This window comes from Phycisphaerae bacterium (assembly GCA_012729815.1).
GTDB lineage: Bacteria > Planctomycetota > Phycisphaerae > JAAYCJ01 > JAAYCJ01 > JAAYCJ01.
Map to the genome: position 1 here is coordinate 1 of JAAYCJ010000243.1, position 17804 is coordinate 17804.

Annotated in this window: 13 protein-coding genes; 1 reads left to right on the top strand and 12 read right to left on the bottom strand. The window is 63.4% G+C overall.

The genetic code is table 11. The features are described from left to right. Positions 1 to 743 (top strand): hypothetical protein (locus tag GXY33_15955; GenBank protein ID NLX06631.1); only part of this gene is annotated, 743 nt, incomplete at its 5' end. Between the two features lie 10 nt (positions 744 to 753). On the opposite strand, the gene GXY33_15960 is transcribed toward GXY33_15955, so the two are convergent. The 12 genes from GXY33_15960 to rpoB all read right to left on the bottom strand — a co-directional run. Next, the gene (locus GXY33_15960; GenBank protein NLX06632.1) at positions 754 to 1212 is read right to left on the bottom strand and encodes an Lrp/AsnC family transcriptional regulator; all 459 of its coding nucleotides are present in this window, start codon (positions 1210 to 1212) and stop codon (positions 754 to 756) included. Further along, the gene (gene ald, locus GXY33_15965) at positions 1209 to 2312 is read right to left on the bottom strand and encodes an alanine dehydrogenase (GenBank protein ID NLX06633.1); all 1104 of its coding nucleotides are present in this window, start codon (positions 2310 to 2312) and stop codon (positions 1209 to 1211) included. Before ald ends, GXY33_15960 begins: the two co-directional genes overlap by 4 nt. A 168-nt stretch (positions 2313 to 2480) precedes the next feature. Further along, positions 2481 to 3878, bottom strand: a complete 1398-nt coding sequence (locus tag GXY33_15970) for an MBL fold metallo-hydrolase (protein ID NLX06634.1) — start codon at positions 3876 to 3878, stop codon at positions 2481 to 2483. 144 nt (positions 3879 to 4022) lie between these two features. Further along, positions 4023 to 4811, bottom strand: coding sequence for a PHP domain-containing protein (locus tag GXY33_15975; protein ID NLX06635.1), 789 nt, complete (start codon positions 4809 to 4811; stop codon positions 4023 to 4025). Between the two features lie 12 nt (positions 4812 to 4823). Beyond that, positions 4824 to 6158 carry an acetyl-CoA carboxylase biotin carboxylase subunit gene (gene accC, locus GXY33_15980; GenBank protein NLX06636.1) on the bottom strand — a complete coding sequence of 445 codons (1335 nt, stop codon included), beginning with the start codon at positions 6156 to 6158 and terminating at the stop codon, positions 4824 to 4826. 51 nt (positions 6159 to 6209) lie between these two features. Further along, positions 6210 to 6671 carry an acetyl-CoA carboxylase biotin carboxyl carrier protein gene (gene accB, locus GXY33_15985; GenBank protein ID NLX06637.1) on the bottom strand — a complete coding sequence of 154 codons (462 nt, stop codon included), beginning with the start codon at positions 6669 to 6671 and terminating at the stop codon, positions 6210 to 6212. Positions 6672 to 6686: 15 nt separating this feature from the next. Further along, positions 6687 to 7781 (bottom strand): aminopeptidase P family protein, encoded by a 1095-nt coding sequence (locus GXY33_15990; protein ID NLX06638.1) that lies wholly within the window; start codon positions 7779 to 7781, stop codon positions 6687 to 6689. 139 nt (positions 7782 to 7920) lie between these two features. Next, entirely contained in the window at positions 7921 to 10008 is a 2088-nt protein-coding gene (fusA, locus tag GXY33_15995) for an elongation factor G (protein NLX06639.1), read from the bottom strand. Positions 10009 to 10093: 85 nt separating this feature from the next. Further along, a complete protein-coding gene (gene rpsG, locus GXY33_16000) occupies positions 10094 to 10570 on the bottom strand; it encodes a 30S ribosomal protein S7 (GenBank protein NLX06640.1) in 477 nt (158 codons plus the stop codon). A 22-nt stretch (positions 10571 to 10592) separates the two neighbouring features. Continuing rightward, the gene (locus tag GXY33_16005; protein ID NLX06641.1) at positions 10593 to 10964 is read right to left on the bottom strand and encodes a 30S ribosomal protein S12; all 372 of its coding nucleotides are present in this window, start codon (positions 10962 to 10964) and stop codon (positions 10593 to 10595) included. Between the two features lie 111 nt (positions 10965 to 11075). Then, complete coding sequence (rpoC, locus tag GXY33_16010) at positions 11076 to 15353, bottom strand: DNA-directed RNA polymerase subunit beta' (protein ID NLX06642.1); 4278 nt, start codon at positions 15351 to 15353, stop codon at positions 11076 to 11078. A 66-nt stretch (positions 15354 to 15419) separates the two neighbouring features. Continuing rightward, positions 15420 to 17804, bottom strand: a 2385-nt coding sequence (gene rpoB, locus GXY33_16015; GenBank protein ID NLX06643.1) for a DNA-directed RNA polymerase subunit beta, incomplete at its 5' end; no start/stop codon positions are given.

Consider the following 17804-nt stretch of genomic DNA (forward strand, 5'->3'; position numbering starts at 1 on the left):
GGATGGCAGCCGACGGCCTGGCGTGGTTGGATCGCTCGTACCTGATGAGCTTCACCGAGGCGTTTCCCTACACCACGCTCAAGGGGTTCAACGTCTGGTACGTCGATCTGCTGCGGCTGGATGCCCGCGGAGCAGCCGAGCCGATGAACTCGCAGGTCGAGGTGTGGGGGATCTCGAAGGATCTCTGGGGGCGGACGGCGCTGCTTGGATCGCTGGCGGCGGCCGCAGCCCTGTCGGGGTGGCGCTACCGTCGAGTTGAGTTGGGCGTGGTGGTTTTCGCGGCGATCTGGCTCTGGAGCATCTATATCTGGCCGACGCGAGTGCATGAGCGGTTTCTGATCTACTGCACGCCGCTGGTGATCGTTCTGGCGGTTGGATCGTGGCGATATCTGCCGGCCCTGGTCGGCCTGATCGTGGTGGGCATCGCCGCCCACACTTGGCCGCTGTGGCTTGGAACGTCGGCGGGCGCGTTTTCGCCGCGGATGGTGGATGCCTACTATCAGGCGATGGAGAATGCGTATCGCCAGCGGGCGGGCGAGTTTGGCGGCCGAAGGGTCGATCCGCCTACCCGGCAGGACGCTGCGCGGGTGGTTTGGGAGCGGTATCGCCAAGCCCGCCGCGACGTTGCCCGTTCGGAGTGGCTGATCACGGTGATCTCGCTGGCCTCGTACGCCTGGATGTGGCCGGCGGCCTTCGCGGTCGGGAGCGGTGCGGCCATGTCAGGCCGACGCCGCAAGACCTGATTTCGCTAGATCAGATCCACGCGTTGTACGTTTTGAGCATCACAAAGGTCTCGGTGCCGGCAATGCCCTCGATTTTCGCCAGCGAATCGGTCAGGAAGTGGATGATTCCCTTGTTGGAGTCCACGAGCACCTTGGCCATGATGTCGTAGCGTCCCGAGGTAATGGCCACCTCTTTGACCTGGGGCAGTTTCGCCACGGCCCGGGCCGTCTTTTCGAGCTGCTTGCTTTCTTTGACGTTCATGGCCACCACCACGAGCTGGTGCCCGGTCAGCACATCCGGGTTCACCATGCCCGCGATCCGCAGGATGCCCGCCTCGAGGAGTTTGCGAATCCGCCCGCGGACCGTCCCTTCAGCCACCTTGAGCTGCTCGGCGATGGTGGCGTTGGGTGTTCGACCATTGTCCTGGAGTAGCCGGATGATCCGCCAGTCAAGCCGATCCGGTTCGATGATGGGAGTTGGTTCGCTCATAGGTCATTCCTATACGGCAGATTCAGGGATTCAGCGACCGCCGGATGGCCGATCCGCCCTTCGTGGACGTTGACACCCAGCTTGATCGCCGGGTTTTCGCCGGCGGCTCTGGCCAAGCCCTTATTGGCTATCTCCAGCCCGTAGCGCAGCGTCTGATTGGTCAGGGCTTTGGTCGACGTCACCGGCACCGCTCCCGGCATGTTGGCCACGCAGTAGAGGATCACGCCGTCGACGGTGAAGATGGGGTCGTCGTGGGTGGTGGGGCGGGTCATCTCGGTACATCCGCCCTGATCGACCGCGACGTCGACGATGACCGAGCCGGGCTTCATTCGCTTGATGTGTTCGCGGCGAATGAGTCTCGGAGCCGACGCGCCGGGGATCAGCACCGCACCGATGATCAGGTCGCACGTTTCGAGCAGATATTCAACGTTCTCTTTGGTCGAGAACAGGGTATGGACAGTAGAATTGAAGACGTCGTCGAGGTAGATCAGCCGTTTGTGTGAGACGTCGGTGATTGTCACATTCGCCCCAAGCCCCACCGCCATTCTGGCGGCGTTGGTTCCCACCGTGCCGCCTCCGAGAATTCCCACGTTCGCGGGCAAAACTCCCGGGACACCGCCCAGAAGCACGCCGCGTCCGCCGCTAGGCTTTTCGAGGAGCTTCGCCCCTTCCTGCGTTGCCAGTCGTCCGGCGATCTCGCTCATGGGCACGAGGCACGGCAGCGTTCCGTCGTCGAGCTGGATTGTTTCGTAGGCAACGGCTGAAACGCCGCGTTCGATCAGGGCGTGGGCCACCGCGGGCTCAGCGGCCAGGTGGAGGTATCCGTAGAGAATCTGCCCGGCCCGCAGCAGACCAAATTCCTGGGGCTGCGGCTCTTTAACCTTGACGATCATCTCAGCCTGGCCATAGACCTCCTCGGCTGATTCGGCCAGGATCGCTCCGGCGCGGCGATAGCCGTCATCCGGAAAGCCGGCGCTCTGGCCGGCTGACTTCTCGATCAGGACCTGATGCCCCGCCCTAACATAGGCGGCGATGTCCACGGGCGTCGCCGCGACGCGGTACTCGTGGCGCTTGATTTCCCTGGGAATTCCGACCTTCATTAGCTGCCTCCTATGCTACGAGATACGTTAAAAGGTTCAGCAATATATACGAAATACGCATAAACGCAAGGGTCAATATGCGTGTAAAGGCGGCGCGTGGCGGAGCGCCATCTGCCGCGATTCCAGAGGCGGCGGCGAAGAGGTGAGAGGCAAGGACGTCCCGGCATCTCAGGCGATCGGAAATTCCTGGCCGGGCGTCGGCTGGTGGACGCTGCGGCAGCCGATTTCACGGAGTTTTTCGGCGAAGACGCTGCTCTGCTCATGCTCGCCGTGGACCACGAAGACATTCCGGACCTGCCCGGCCAGAGGGCTGACCCAGCCGAGCAACTCAGCGGCGTCCGCATGGGCGGAAAAGCCGTTGAGGGTCTTGACCCGCGCCTTGAGCTGGTACATCCGGCCGAAGATTTTGACCTCCGACTGACGTTCCACGATTCGGCGGCCGAGAGTGTGTTCGGCCATGAAGCCGACCACCAGGATCGTGCTCCGCTCGTCCTCGATGTTGTTCGCCAGGTGGTGGAGGATGCGGCCGGCCTCGCACATGCCGCTGGCCGAGATGATCACGCACGGATCGTGGAGGTCGTTGAGGGCCTTGGAGTCGGCCGTGGAGCGGATGAACCGGCAGCACGTGTTGCCCAGCACGTCGCCCAACTGCTTGACCCACCGGAGGGCCTCGGTGTCGAAGCATTCGGGGTGAAGCCGGAACACCTCGGTGGCGTTGACCGACAGCGGCGAGTCGATGAATACCGGGATGTTCGGCAGCGCCCCCTCGTGCATGAGCTGGGTCAGGTAGTAGACCAGGTTCTGTGTGCGGCCAACGCTGAACGAGGGAATGATGACCTTGCCCGAACGCTGCACCGTCAGAAGAATCTGTTCGCGGAGCTTGTCCTTCATGTCCCGCGGGTTTTCGTGCGTACGGTTGCCGTAGGTGCTCTCGACGATCAGGTGGTCGCACGGCGGAAGTGGGGTCGGATCCTTGAGGATCGGCAGGCCGGGCCGGCCGAGGTCGCCGCTGAAGACGACCCGCACGCCGCCCCGCTGGTCCTGGATTTCCAGCAGCACCATCGCCGAACCGAGGATGTGGCCGGCGTCAAAGAACGTGAACCGCACGCCCTCGACCGGGCTGAACGGCATGTTATAGGGAACCGCCAGGAATTGCTTCATCGTCTCGGCGGCGTCTTCCATGTTGTAGAGCGGTTCAACGGGCGGCTCGCCGTTCTTCAGGCGTTTCTTGTTGTAGAATTCGGCGTCTTCCTCCTGGATGTGGGCCGAATCGGCCAGGAGAATTGCGGTCAGGTCGCGTGTGGCCGGCGTGGCGTAGATCGTGCCGGTAAAGCCCTCGCGGACCAACCGGGGCAGACGCCCGCTGTGGTCGATGTGTCCGTGCGAGAGGATCACGCAGTCGATCTTGCGGGGGGCGACCGCGAAGGAGCGGTTCTTGGCGTTGGCCTCCGCGCGGCGTCCCTGAAACAGACCGCAGTCCAACGCGACGTACCGGCCGCGGTGCTCGATGATGTGCATGGACCCGGTCACTTCCCCGCAGCCGCCGTCGAATACGAACTGACTCATCGGTCTGCTTCCTTCCGCTAATCCGCCGCCAGGGCGGTTGGACATCGTGCTCTATAGGCATTGTCGGAAAAACCGATCGCCGGGTCAAGAAGGCACACCCGATAACTTCGGCAGGGGGCTGGAAAGCAGCGGGACGGCGTCCGGTTACGGATGGGCCGCGGGAAGATGCTCGGATGGTATCCACAAGCAGCCGGGGACCTCGGCGCCAAGATCGTCCACGAAGGTCTGGAACTCGTCCCAGATGTCCATCCCTTCCGGGCTGTGGGCATCCGAACCGAGGCTGAGCTTGACCCCTTGTTCCAGGCAGCGGCGGTAGAAGGGCAGCACCATTTCGCGCAGCGGTCCGGAGGTGAACTTGGAGTTGATCTCCATCGCGATCCCGCCTCTGGCGGCCCGCTTAAGCAGCAAGGACATCGAGCGGGATTCGAGCATGATCCGGTACACCCGTTCGAGGTCGAACGCCCATTCCATCCACACCAACACCGGATGCGCCACCACCCGCACACCCGGACAATCCAGAGCCGAGTGCATCATCAACAGGATAAACTCAGCGATCTCCGATTCGCGATGGCCGCGAGGCCGATCGACCCAGTCAAGCCCGTGGTACGGCGCCACCAGGACCAGATCAAAGTGCGAGGCCGCAGAGGGGGCGAGCGTGAAACGACCGGGCGCCAGCACTTCGGCTTCGCAGCCGACCCACACCCGCAAATCGGACGGAATCGGGCTACAATCGAGCTCGGCCCGAAGGCGGCTGAACTGCTCGAGCGAAGTCTTGGGGTGCAGGTGGTCGGTCAGGCACAGCCCACTGAGACCCAGACACTGCGCTTGCCGCAGGATGTTCTCGATGGTCATCTGCTCCTGGCCGCACGGTGAGCATTGCGTGTGCACGTGGCAGTCGTATCGTGGAAGTGTCCGATCGGTCCGGTCGCGCATTGACTTTGCCGGCTAGAGACGATCGACAAAGCCGGTGTCGATCTTGCCCCGGACAAAGTCGCGGTGTTCGAGGATGTCCAGGTGAAATGGAATGGTCGTGTGAATCGGTCCGATGCGAAACTCCTGCAGCGCCCGGCGCATCGTCTTGATCACCTCTTCGCGGTTCTCGCCGTGCACGATCAGCTTTCCGACCAGAGAGTCGTAGTACGGCGAAATGGTGTAGCCCGCGTACGCGTGGGTGTCCAGCCGCACGCCGAACCCGCCGGGCGTGACGAAAAACTCAATCTTGCCCGGACAGGGAACGAATCCCTTGGCCGCGTTCTCCGCATTGATGCGGCACTCCATGGCCGCCCCGTTCTGTCGGACGTCCCGCTGGCGGATGCTCAACTCCTCGCCGGCGGCGATCCGGATCTGCCACTTGATCAGGTCGATTCCGGTGACCATCTCGGTGACCGGATGTTCCACCTGGATCCGCGTGTTGGCCTCGATGAAGTAGAAGTGCTTGCGTTTGTCGACGAGGAATTCAAACGTGCCGGCGCTGGTGTACCTGGCCGCCTTGGCCAGCTTCACCGCCGCCTTGCACATCGGATCGCGGGTCTTTTCGTCGATGGCGGGTGAGGGGGTTTCCTCGACGAGTTTCTGGTGCCGGCGCTGGAGCGTGCAGTCGCGCTCCCAGAGGTGGATGATGTTGCCGAAGCGGTCGGCGAGCACCTGGACCTCGACGTGGCGCGGCTGCTCGATGAACTTCTCGAGATAGAGCCGTCCATCCTTAAATGCGGCCTCGGCCTCGGCCTGGGCCGATTTGAAGTTCGAGCGGAGATTGGCTTCGTTATGGGTGACGCGCATGCCGCGTCCGCCGCCGCCCGCGGCCGCCTTGATCATGACCGGATAACCGATTTTCGCGGCGAGCTGGATCGCCTCGTCCTCGTTCGAGAGCGGTTCGGCGCTTCCGGGAACCGTGGTCACGCCCGCCTTCTTCGCGACGTTCCTGGCCGCCACCTTGTCGCCCAGAAGCTGCATCGCCTCGACGGTCGGGCCGATGAACTCGATCTTGCACTGACGGCAGATCTCGGCGAAATGGGGGTTCTCGGCCAGAAAACCGTAGCCGGGATGGATCGCCTCGACGTTGGCCACCTCGGCGGCTGAGATGATCCGCGGAATGTTCAGGTAACTGTCGCTCGGCGAGGCCTTGCCGATGCAGATCGCCCGGTCGGCCAGGTGGAGGTAGGCCGCGTCGCGGTCCGCCTCGCTGTAGACCACCACCGTCTCGACCCCGAGTTCCTTGCACGCGCGAATGATCCGCAGGGCGATCTCGCCGCGATTGGCTATCAGTATGCGTGAGAACATGCTCGTATCCTGTCAGAACTGCACTGGAAAAACCGTGGCACCGCGAGCGGTCTAGCCGGGCCGGACCATGAACACCGGCTGGCCGAACTCGACGGGACTGGTGTTGTCGACGAGGATCTTCTCCACGGTGCCGGCGACCTCGGACTTGATCTCGTTCATGACCTTCATGGCCTCGATGATGCACACCACGGTGCCGACCTTGATGCGATCGCCGACCGAGACGTACGGGTCGGCGTCCGGGGCCGGAGCGGCGTAGAATGTGCCGACCATGGGCGAGGTGATCGCGACCAGTCCGGCGTCCTCGGCTGGTTCCGGACTCATCGCCGCCGGTGCGGCTGCGGTCGGCGCCGGAGCCGCGGCCGCTGGTGCGACCGCCGCCGGCAGGGGGGCGAAGACCGGTTGCTGGCCGCCCCGTTTCAGGAGCAAGCGGCTCTCGCCGTCGACGATGCGAATCTCGGTCAACTCGTTGTCCTTCATCAACTCGATCAATTCGCGTATCTTCTCTACGTCCATGTCAACCTTTCCTGTCTAAAGCACCACCTGGTCGAGCGCCTTGGGCAGATCCGACAGAACCCTCGCCCCTCGCCGCTCGACCAGTACGTCGTCCTCGATTCGCACGCCGCCGTGCTCCGGAATGTAGATGCCGGGCTCGACCGTCACCACCATGCCCGGCGTCAGGACCGTTTTGGAGGCGGTCCGCAGGGCCGGCTGCTCGTGGACCTCCAAGCCCAGCCCGTGGCCCAGGCTGTGGACGAAATACCTGCCGTAGCCGGCCCGCTTGATGACGTTTCGGGCGACCGCGTCGACCTCGCCGGCGGTGACCCCGGCCTTGATGGCGTCAATCGCCGCAAGCTGGGCCTCAAGACAAACGCCGTATATCTCTCTGAAGCGAGCGGACATTGTACCGATCCACACCGTGCGGGTCAAGTCGCAGCAGTAGCCGCCGACCCGGGCTCCGAAGTCGAAGGTGATCGGCCGGCCCGGGCGAATCCGGGTCAACGTTGTCCGCGCGTGGGGCAGCGCCGAGTTTCGCCCGCAGGCTGTGATGGTGGGAAAGGCGATGGCTTCGGCGCCCAGCGTCTTCATGCGGTATTCCAGTTCGGCGGCCACGTCTCGCTCGGTGCGTCCCGGCTTCAACGCGTTCAGGATGTCCAGAAAACTCCGTTGGGCGATCGCCAGCGCCTGGCGAATGGGCGCAATCTCCGAAGGCGATTTGACTTCGCGCAATTCCAGGAGGGGGGCGACGGACAGGCCCTGCCATCGAACGCCCTTGACGGCGGAAGAGAGCCTCTGACGGAGGGCGAGCGTCACTTCCTCGTCGAGGCAGGCAATACGTCCAAGCCGCAACTTCCTGGCGGTCTCGGCGAGTGCGTGCACGATCGGCCCTTTGCGAATGACCAGCCGTGAGCGGGGCGATTCGCTTCTGGCCTGCAGATTAAAGCGTCCGTCGGTGATGATGGTCGATCGTCGCGGCGTAAGGACAGCCCAACTGTCTTCACCGGTGAATCCGGTGAAGTAAAAGATGTTCGGCTGAGTCGTAATCAGTACAGCGGGAATCCGGGCGAACCCTCTGCGATCGAAGAGGGCTTTCGTTCGCTGCTTGTGTTCGTCCCGTACCTTCATGTTTGACCTGCGACCGCGCCGATCCGCCACAACGTCCTGACCGCCATTATACCGGCCGGCGGGCGCGCAGCGGAGCGGAATCCGGCCCAAAAGGGGGGAACATCCAACGGGGGATTCGCCGTTCCTAATCGTGTGGCGGCTAGTAAGCCATCTCCATGATTTTGGCGGCGATGTCCTGGGGAACCGGCTCATAGCCGCAGGGTTCGAAGTCGGTCTGACCGGCCCGGCCCTGGCTGAGGCTTCGCAGCATGGTGGCGTATCCGAACATCTCGGCCAGCGGCACGCGGGCCTCAATGATCCGCTGATTGCCGCGTTGGCTGGTGCCCGTGATGACCGCCCGGCGCGAGGTCAGGTCGCCGGTGATGCTGCCGAAGTAGTCATCCGGCGTCGAGACCTGCAGCTTCATGATCGGCTCGAGCAGGATGGGTTGAGCCTTGGCGACGGCCTCGCGAAAGGCGATCGAACCGGCGCCCTCAAACGCGATGTCGGAGCTGTCGACGGGGTGCTCCTGGCCGTCAAGAATCGTTACCTTGACGTTCAGGACCGGATAGCCCATCTGCGGACCCGACGTGGCGGCCTCCCGGATGCCTTCCTCGATCGCGGGGAACCACGACTTGGAAATGGCCCCTTCCCGCACGGCGCTTTCGACTTCGACGGCATGCTGCCCGGCCTCGGGCGTCATCGGCTCGACCCGGAGCTTGACCACGGCGAACTGCCCGCGCCCGCCGGTCTGACGGATGAACCGTCCTTCAGCCTCGGCGACTCCGCTGATCGCTTCGCGGTAGCTGACCCGCGGTCTGCCGACCCGCACGCCGATCCTCATGTCCCGCTGAATCTTGTTCTGGATGATCTCCAGGTGCAACTCGCCCATGCCGGAGATGATGGTCTGGCCCGTCTCCTGGTCCATCCGGTGGGTAAACGTCGGATCCTCTCGCGTGAGGGTCTGAAGGGCCATGGCGAGGCGATCCTTGTCGGCCGACGTGATCGGCTCGATCGCCATGTTGATCACCGTCTCAGGGAACTCGATGTGTTCCAGGATGACCGGGTGCTTCGCATCGCACAGCGTATCGCCGGTCAGCGAGCTGCGCAGTCCCGCCAGAGCGACGATATCGCCCGCGCAGACCTCGTCTTCGCGGATGCGTTCCTTGGCGTTCATCCGCCATATCCGCGCCACGTTCTCCTTGGTCTTGCGTTCGGCGTTGTAGACGCGGCTCGACGTCTTGAGCGTGCCGGAGTAGATGCGGATGAAGTTCAGGTCGCCGTGCTGGTCGCTGATGATCTTGAACACCAGGGCCGCGAACGGCTCGTTCGTGTCCGGCTTGCGCGTGAGGATCTTGTCCAGATCCTTCGGATCGTGCCCCTCGACCGGCGGGATGTCGAGCGGCGAAGGCAGGTAATAGCAGGCGGCGTCGAGGAGCCGCTGGATGCCCTGGTATTTCAGGGCCGAACCGCACAGCACCGGATGGAGCTCGCCGCGGACGGTGCCGGCGCGAATGGCCCGGCGCAAGGCCTCGACCGAGACCGGCTGCTCGTGAAGGTAGCATTCCATGACCTCGTCGTCGAAATCGGCCACCTTCTCCAGGAGTTCGTGCCGGTACATCTCGGCCTCGTCCTTGAGGTCATCGGGGATCTCTTCCTCGTAGGCCTCTTTGCCGAGCGTCTCGCTTCGCCAGCGGACGGCCTTGAGGGCGACCAGGTCGATCAGGCCGTTGAAGGTGCTCTCGGCCCCGATCGGAATCTGAATCGCCACGGGGTTCGACGACAGACGCTCTTTGATCGAATGGAACGACGCGTGGAAATCCGCACCCAACTTGTCCATCTTGTTGATGAAGCACATACGCGGCACCCGGTACTTGTCCGCCTGCCGCCAGACCGTCTCCGACTGGGCCTCCACGCCCTCTTTGCCGTCGAAGACGATGACCGCCCCGTCCAGCACCCGCAAGGAGCGCTCGACTTCGGCGGTAAAGTCCACGTGGCCGGGCGTGTCGATCAGGTTCACCCGGTATCCGAGCCACTCGAACGTGGTTGCCGCGCTGGTGATCGTGATACCCCGCTGCTGCTCCTCTTCGAGATAGTCCATCACGGCGGTGCCGTTGTGGACCTCACCCATCTTGTACGTCTTGCCCGCGTAGTAAAGCACCCGCTCGCTGACCGTCGTTTTGCCGGCGTCGATGTGGGCGGCAATTCCGATGTTACGTATCTTGTCCATCCGGTTGTCGTTGCTCATGGTCTGAAAATCTTGAGAATCCGCTAAAAAACTTCGGGCCGGCAACTTCTCGTCAACCGGCCCGACAAAACCCTTCGTACGCGTACTACCACGCGAAGTGGGCGTACGCTTTGTTCGCTTCGGCCATCCGGTGCACGTTGTCTCGCGTCGTCATGGCCGTACCCTCGCGGCGGTACGCCGCCATGAACTCCTCGGCCAGGCGCGCCGCAATCGGTCGGCCCGACTTCTGACGCGCCGCCAGGAGCAGCCAGCGGATCGCCAGGGACTGGCGCCGGCGGCTGTTCACCGGCATCGGCACCTGGTAGTTGGCTCCGCCGACCCGCTTGGAACGCACCTCGAGCTCCGGCTTGACGTTGTTCAGCGCCGTCTCGAAGACTTCCACCGGCGGAACGTCCTTGATCTTCGAAGCGACGATGTCCATCGCGTCGTAGAACGCCCGCGTGGCCACGCTCTTCTTGCCGTCGTACATCAACGAGTTGATGAACTTGTTGACCAGTTTCGAGTTATACCGGGCATCCGGTGCGAGCGACTTGCTGGACGCCGTGAACTTCTTGAAACCCATGATCGGTTACCTCTCCAAAAGCTTACTTGCCCTTCTTGGCCCCGTACTTGGAACGACTCTGCTTGCGCCCGTCCACCCCGGCGGCGTCCAGAACGCCGCGAACGATGTGGTAGCGAACGCCCGGCAGGTCCCGAACGCGGCCGCCGCGAACCAGCACGATGCTGTGCTCCTGCAGGTTGTGGTCGACGCCCGGAATGTACGTGGTGATTTCCTTGCCGTTGCTCAGGCGCACGCGGGCCACCTTCCGAAGGGCCGAGTTCGGCTTCTTCGGGGTCATCGTCTTGACCTGCAGGCAGACCCCGCGCTTCTGCGGCGAATCCGCCAGTGCCGGGCTCTTCGACTTCTTCGTGATCGGCTTTCTCGGTTTGCGGACCAGTTGGTTTATCGTCGGCATCGCTTTTCCTCGTTCTCCTTACCAGCGCGAAACAAGTATTATATCCGCCAGGCGGAATTCCTGTCCAGCCTAAATTACCAGAATTTATAATCTTTCGAGGCGGCCGGCGCGTCAGATCCGCAGCAGACGCTCGCGGTCCTGCTCGATTTCCGCCTTGACCCGCTCTTCCAGCGGCATTTCTTCCTCGGCCAGGGTCGGCAGGACGCGGCGGATCTTCATCTCCTGGTACGGTTTGAAGCCTGTTCCCGCCGGGACCAGGTGCCCGAGGATGACGTTCTCCTTCAGGCCCACCAGGTGGTCGATCTTGCTCGAGAGCGAGGCTTCGGTCAGGACCTTGGTGGTCTCCTGGAAGCTGGCCGCGGCGATCCACGACTCGCTCTGGAGCGAGGCCTTGGTGATACCCAGGAGCAGCGTCTTGGCCGTCGCCGGACGCGGGCGCTTGCCTTTGGCCGGCTGGCCGCCGGTGGTCTCGGTGGTCTCGTTGATCTCTTCGAGCTCCTGCTTGGTAACCACCTGGCCCTCGGCCAGACCCGTGTCGCCCGGTTCGGAGATCTTGAGTGACTGGGCGAGCCGCTGGTTCTCCTGGCGGAAGGCGAACTTATCGACCACGGCTCCGGGCAGGAACTTGCTGTCGCCGACGGTGTCAATTCGGACCTTCCGCAGCATCTGGCTGAGGATGATCTCGATGTGCTTGTCGTTGATCGGCACGTTCTGCATCCGGTAGACCGTCTGGATCTCGCTGAGCAGGTACTGCTGCAGGGCCTCTTCGCCCTTGATCCGCAGGATATCGTGCGGCACCAGCGGGCCTTCGATCAGCGGGTCGCCCGCGTCCACGAAGTCGCCGGTGTGCACCAGCAGGTGGCGGTCCTGCGGAACGTGGTGGTCCTTCTCCATGCCGGACTCGCTGCGAATGATGATGGTCATTTTGCCGCGGCGGCGGTCGGACCGCAGTTCGACGGTGCCGGAGATCTCAGCCATCGCGGCCGGCTCCTTCGGCTTGCGGGCCTCAAAGAGCTCGGTGACTCGCGGCAGACCGCCGGTGATGTCCTGGGTACCGGTCATTTCGCGCGGCTGGCGGGCCAGAAGCTGTCCCGGCGTGACGTGCTGGCCTTCCTCCACCTCGATCCGCGCCTTGGCGGGCAGGTAGTGGAAGTCCAGAATCTTGCCGTCCTTGTCCTCGATCACGATCCGCGGGTTCAGCGAACCCTTGTGCTGGACGACGACCAGACGCCGCTGGCCGCCCGCGCCTTCCTCGACGCGGACCGTCTCGCCCTGCTCGATGTCCTGGAAACGAACGGTTCCATCGGCCTCGGCGAGGATCGGCAGCAAGTGGGGGTCCCAGTCGCAGAGGACCATTCGCGCCGTGATCGCCTGGCCGTCCTCGACGCGGATCGTTCCGCCGTAGGGCACCTTGTACCGCTCGATTTCGCGGCCCTTCTGGTCGGTCAGGATGATCTCGCCGTTGCGCTTCAGGGCCACCGTCGTCTTCGTGCCGTCTTCCTGGGTGACCTCGACCGGCATCAGGTCGTGATACTTGGCGATACCCGCCTGGCGTGCCCGGACTCCGGTTTCCAGCGTCATACGGGACGCGACGCCGCCGATGTGGAACGTCCGCATCGTCAGCTGCGTGCCCGGTTCGCCGATGCTCTGGGCCCCGATGATCCCGACCGCCATGCCTTCTTCGATCAGGCGGCCCGTCGAGAGGTCCACGCCGTAGCATTTGGCGCAGACGCCCAGGGGCGACTCGCAGGTCAGCGGGCTGCGAACGCGGATGCTTTCCAGACGCAGCTCCTTCTCGAGCTTGTCCGCGATCGTTCCGCTGATAATCTCGTTCTCTCGCACGATGACCTCGTCGGTGACCGGATTGACGATGGTGTCGCGGGCGATCCGGCCGATGATGCTCTCCTTGAGCGAAACGTCCAGCGTCTCGCCCTGGTAGATCACGCTCTTGGTGACGCCGTGAATGGTCTTGCAGTCCAACTCGCGGACGATCACGTTCTGGGCCACGTCGGCCAGCTTCCGGGTCAGGTAGCCGGAGTCCGCGGTCTTCAGGGCCGTGTCGGCCAAACCCTTGCGGGCGCCGTGGGTCGTGGTGAAGTACTCGAGCACGCTGAGGCCTTCGCGGAAGTTCGCCAGAATCGGCGTCTCGATGATCTCGCCCGACGGCTTGGCCATCAGGCCGCGCATGCCCGCCAGCTGGCGGATCTGGTCCTTGGAACCGCGGGCGCCAGAATCCGCCATCATGAAGATGGGGTTCAGGTACCGCTTGCCGTCGCGTTGGTCGTGGGCCAGGGCGCTCATCATCTCCTTGCCGACCTGTTCGCGGGCGTGCGTCCAGACGTCGATCGTCTGGTTGTAACGCTCGGTGTCGGTGATGGCGCCGCGCTGATAGCCCTTGTCGATCTGCGAAACCACCCGCTGAGCGGCCTCGATGATCTTCCACTTGTTGCCCGGGATCACCAGGTCCGAACTGGCGAAGCTGATGCCGGCCAGGGCCGACTGCTTGAAGCCGAGTTCCTTGATCGTGTCCAGGAGGTCGATCGTCTTGCCGCGTCCCAGCAGCGAGTGGGTCTCGGCGATGATCCGCGAGCAACCCTTCTGGTTGACCAGAAAGTTGTAGAACGGAATTCCGTCCGGGAACGTGTCGTTCATCAGGCATCGCCCGACCGTCGTTTCGATCCGCCGGTTCGCCGGCACGTCCTCGATCGCGCCGTCCGGCGTGCTGACGATGCGGCTGTAGCGATTCAGGCGGACCTGGATCTTCGCGTGCAGCGAGATCTTACCCATCGCGTGGGCCATCAGGGCCTCATCCAGCGAGTTGAACGACATGCCGACGCCGGTCACGTCGTCCCGCATGATGCTCACGTAGTACATGCCCAGCACGATGTCCTGGCTGGGCGACATGATCGGCTGGCCGCTGGCCGGGCTGAAGATGTTGTTCGTTGACATCATCAGCACGTGGGCCTCGGTCTGGGCCTCCACCGACAGCGGCAGGTGGACCGCCATCTGGTCGCCGTCGAAGTCCGCGTTGAAGCCCTTGCACACGAGCGGATGAATCCGGATCGCGTTGCCTTCGACCAGGACCGGCTCGAACGCCTGAATACCCATCCGGTGCAGCGTGGGAGCGCGATTCAGCAGCACGGGGTGCTGGTGAATCACCTCTTCCAGGATGTCCCACACTTCCTCGTCCTTGCGCTCCAGCATGCGTTTGGCCGACTTGATCGTGTCCGCCAGGCCCCGCTCGCGGAGCTTGCGGACGATGAACGGCTGGTAAAGCTCCAGGGCGATCCGCTTGGGCAGGCCGCACTGGTTGAGCTTCAGCTCCGGTCCGACCACGATGACCGAACGGGCTGAGTAATCCACCCGCTTGCCCAGCAGGTTCTCGCGGAACCGGCCCTGTTTGCCCTTGATCATGTCGGTCAGGCCCTTGAGCGGCCGGCCTGACGAACCGAGCACCGGACGGCGGCACCGCCCGTTGTCGAACAGGGCGTCCACCGCCTGCTGCAGCATGCGTTTTTCGTTCCGGATGATCACGTCCGGAGCGTTCAGGTCCATCAATTTCTTGAGCCGGTTGTTCCGGTTGATGATCCGGCGGTAGAGGTCGTTCAGATCGCTCGTCGCGAAGTTCCCGCTCTCCAGCAGCACGAGCGGACGGAGGTCCGGCGGGATCACCGGGATCACCTCCAGCACCATCCATGACGCCGAGTTGTCGCTCTGGCGAAGCGACTCGACGATCTTGAGCCGCTTGGTCAGGTCCTTGATCTTCTGCTTGCTGTTGGTCTTGGCCAGCCCTTCCTTAAGCGTCCGCGAAAGAGCCTCCAGATCCAGATTCTCAAGCAGGGCCTGAACCGCCTCGGCCCCCATCGCCGCCTTGAACGTGTGGTGCCCATACTTCTCCGTCGCCGAGCGGTAGTCTTCCTCGGTCAGGAGCTGCTTGACCTTCAGCGGCGTCTCGCCGGGATCGGTCACCACGTAGTCCTGGAAGTACACGACCTTTTCCAGGTCGTTGGTCTTCATATCCAGCATGTTCCCGATCCGGGACGGCATCGACTTGAAGAACCAGATGTGCACCACCGGGGCGGCCAGGTTGATATGCCCCATCCGCTTGCGGCGCACCCGGCTGTGGGTCACCTTCACTCCGCAGCGGTCGCAGATCATCCCCTTGTGCTTCGTCCCTTTGTACTTTCCGCAGAAGCACTCCCAGTCCCGCTCCGGACCGAATATCCGCTCGCAGAACAGACCGTCCTTTTCCGCCCGGTAAGTTCGGTAGTTAATCGTCTCGGGCTTCTTGACTTCGCCGAACGACCAACTCCGAATATCATTCGGCGAGGCCAGCGAAATCTTCACCGAGCCGTAATCGTTGATCCTGTCGTATACGCTCTCAGCCATCGGATACTCCCTTCTCTATTACGAGAGTACGGTCACTGTTCCGGCGATACCCCGTTCCCGTCTCCGTCAAATCAGGCGGCGCTTCTCCAACTGCACGTTCAGGGCCAAGCCGCGGATCTCATTGCACAGCACCTCGAAGCTCACCGGGGTGCCCGCCTCGAGCGTGTTGGCGCCCTTGACCATCGACTCGTAGATCTTGGTCCGGCCTTCCACGTCGTCGCTCTTGACCGTCAGCATTTCCTGCAGGATGTGCGCCGCGCCGTACGCCTCCAGGCCCCAGACCTCCATTTCGCCGAACCGCTGGCCGCCCGTCCGGGCCTTGCCGCCCAGCGGCTGCTGCGTGATCAGACTGTAGGGGCCGGTGCTCCGGGCGTGAATCTTGTCGTCCACCAGGTGGTGCAGTTTCAGCATGTACATGTAACCGACCGTTACCTTCTCCTGGAACTTTTCGCCGGTTCGCCCGTCGTAGAGGGTCGCCTTGGCGTCTTCCGGCAGACCGGCGTCCTTGAGGCTCTGACGAATCTCCTCCTCGTGAGCCCCGTCGAATACCGGCGAGACCGCCCGGAAGCCCAGTCTTGCCGCCGCCCAGCCCAGGTGGGTTTCGAGGATCTGGCCGACGTTCATACGGCTGGGCACCCCCAGCGGGTTCAGCACGATGTCCACCGGCGTCCCGTCCTCGAGGAACGGCATATTCTCGATCGGCATCATCTTGGCGATCACGCCCTTGTTCCCGTGGCGGCCCGCCATCTTGTCGCCCACCGACAGGACGCGCTTGGTCGCCACGTAGACCTTGACCATCTCCAACACCCCGCTGGGCAGTTCGTCGCCCCGTTTGAGCTGGGCGAGCTTCATCTCCAGCGTCTCCTGGAGGTCCTTGACCTTCGGCCAGTACTTGTCGAGGATCTTCTGGGCGTCGTCGCGCTTGGCGACCGGTTTGATCCACTTGATGTTGAAGTTCTGGATCTGCTCGAGGACGACCTCCTCGATATCGCTCATGGCCACCTTCTGGCGGGTGTTCGGGTCCACCAGGATCTGGCCGGTCACGTCGTTGATCTCGTTGATCATCTGGGTGAAGATCTTCAGGATCTTGGCGTTGAAGTCCTTGCGGGTCTGGTCCATCTGCCCCTTGAGGGCCTTCTTCTGCTGGTCGTTCATGGCGGTGCGGCGGGCGAAATGCCGCGCCCCGACCACGACGCCCTCGTTCCCGGCCGGCACTTCCAGCGAGTCGTTCTTGACGTCCTCGCCGGCCCGTCCGAAGATCGCCTGCAGCAGCTTCTCTTCCGGAGTGAACTCGGTCTTGCTCTTGGGCGAAACCTTGCCGACCAGAATATCGCCGGGCTCAACCCGCGTTCCGACCTGGACCACGCCGCTCTCGTCGAGGTTCCGAAGCGCCCGCTCCGAAACGTTCGGAATATCGCGGGTGAACTCCTCGCGCCCCAGCTTCGTCTCGCGGACTTCCACCTCAAATGCGTTGATGTCGATCGACGTGTAGGCATCCTCGTGCACCAGACGCTCGGAGATCAGGATCGCGTCCTCGAAGTTGTAGCCGTCGAACGGCATGAACGCCACCAGCAGGTTGCGTCCCAGGGCCAGTTCGCCCTGGTGCGTGCCCGGGCCGTCGGCGATCACCTGGCCCGCCTTGACCTTCTCGCCGAGTTTCACGATCGGCTTCTGGTTCAGACAGGTCTGCTCGTTGAGGCCCTGGAACTTGGACAGCTCATACTCCTCGGTCTCGTTGATCACGATCCGCTTGGCGTCCACGAAGGTCACCGTGCCCGAGTTCTCCGCCCGGATTACCATGCCCGAGTTCTGGGCCACGTAGGGCTCCATACCCGTCGCCACCAGCGGCGGCTCCGTCCGGATCAGCGGCGTCGCCTGACGCTGCATGTTCGATCCCATCAGCGCCCGGTTCGCGTCGTCGTGCTCCAGGAACGGGATCAGCGCCGCCGAGACGCCGACGATCTGCTTCGGCGAAATATCGACGTACTCGATTTCCTTGCCGCCGACCTTGCCCAGGTTGCCCTTGACGCGGGCCAGCACCGGGTCCTCCGGCAACTTGCCGTCCTTCAGTACGGTCGGCGGAGCGATCACCGCGTTCATCTCCTCGTCCGCCCGCAGGTGCACCATCTTGCCGTTGACCTTGCCCTTTTCCACCTGGCGGTAGGGGGTGATCAGGAAGCCGTACTCGTCCGAACCGGCGTAGATCGCCATCGATGAGATCAGACCGATGTTCGTGCCTTCCGGCGTCTCGATCGGACAGATCCGGCCGTAGTGCGAAATGTGCACGTCGCGGACCTCAAAGCCCGCCCGCTTGCGGTTCAGGCCGCCCGGCCCCAGCGCCGACAGACGACGCTCGTGCGTCAACTGCGACAGCGGGTTGGTCTGGTCCACCACCTGCGAGAGCTCGCCGCGGCCGTAGAAGTAGTCGATCGCCGAGCTGATCGCCTTCGA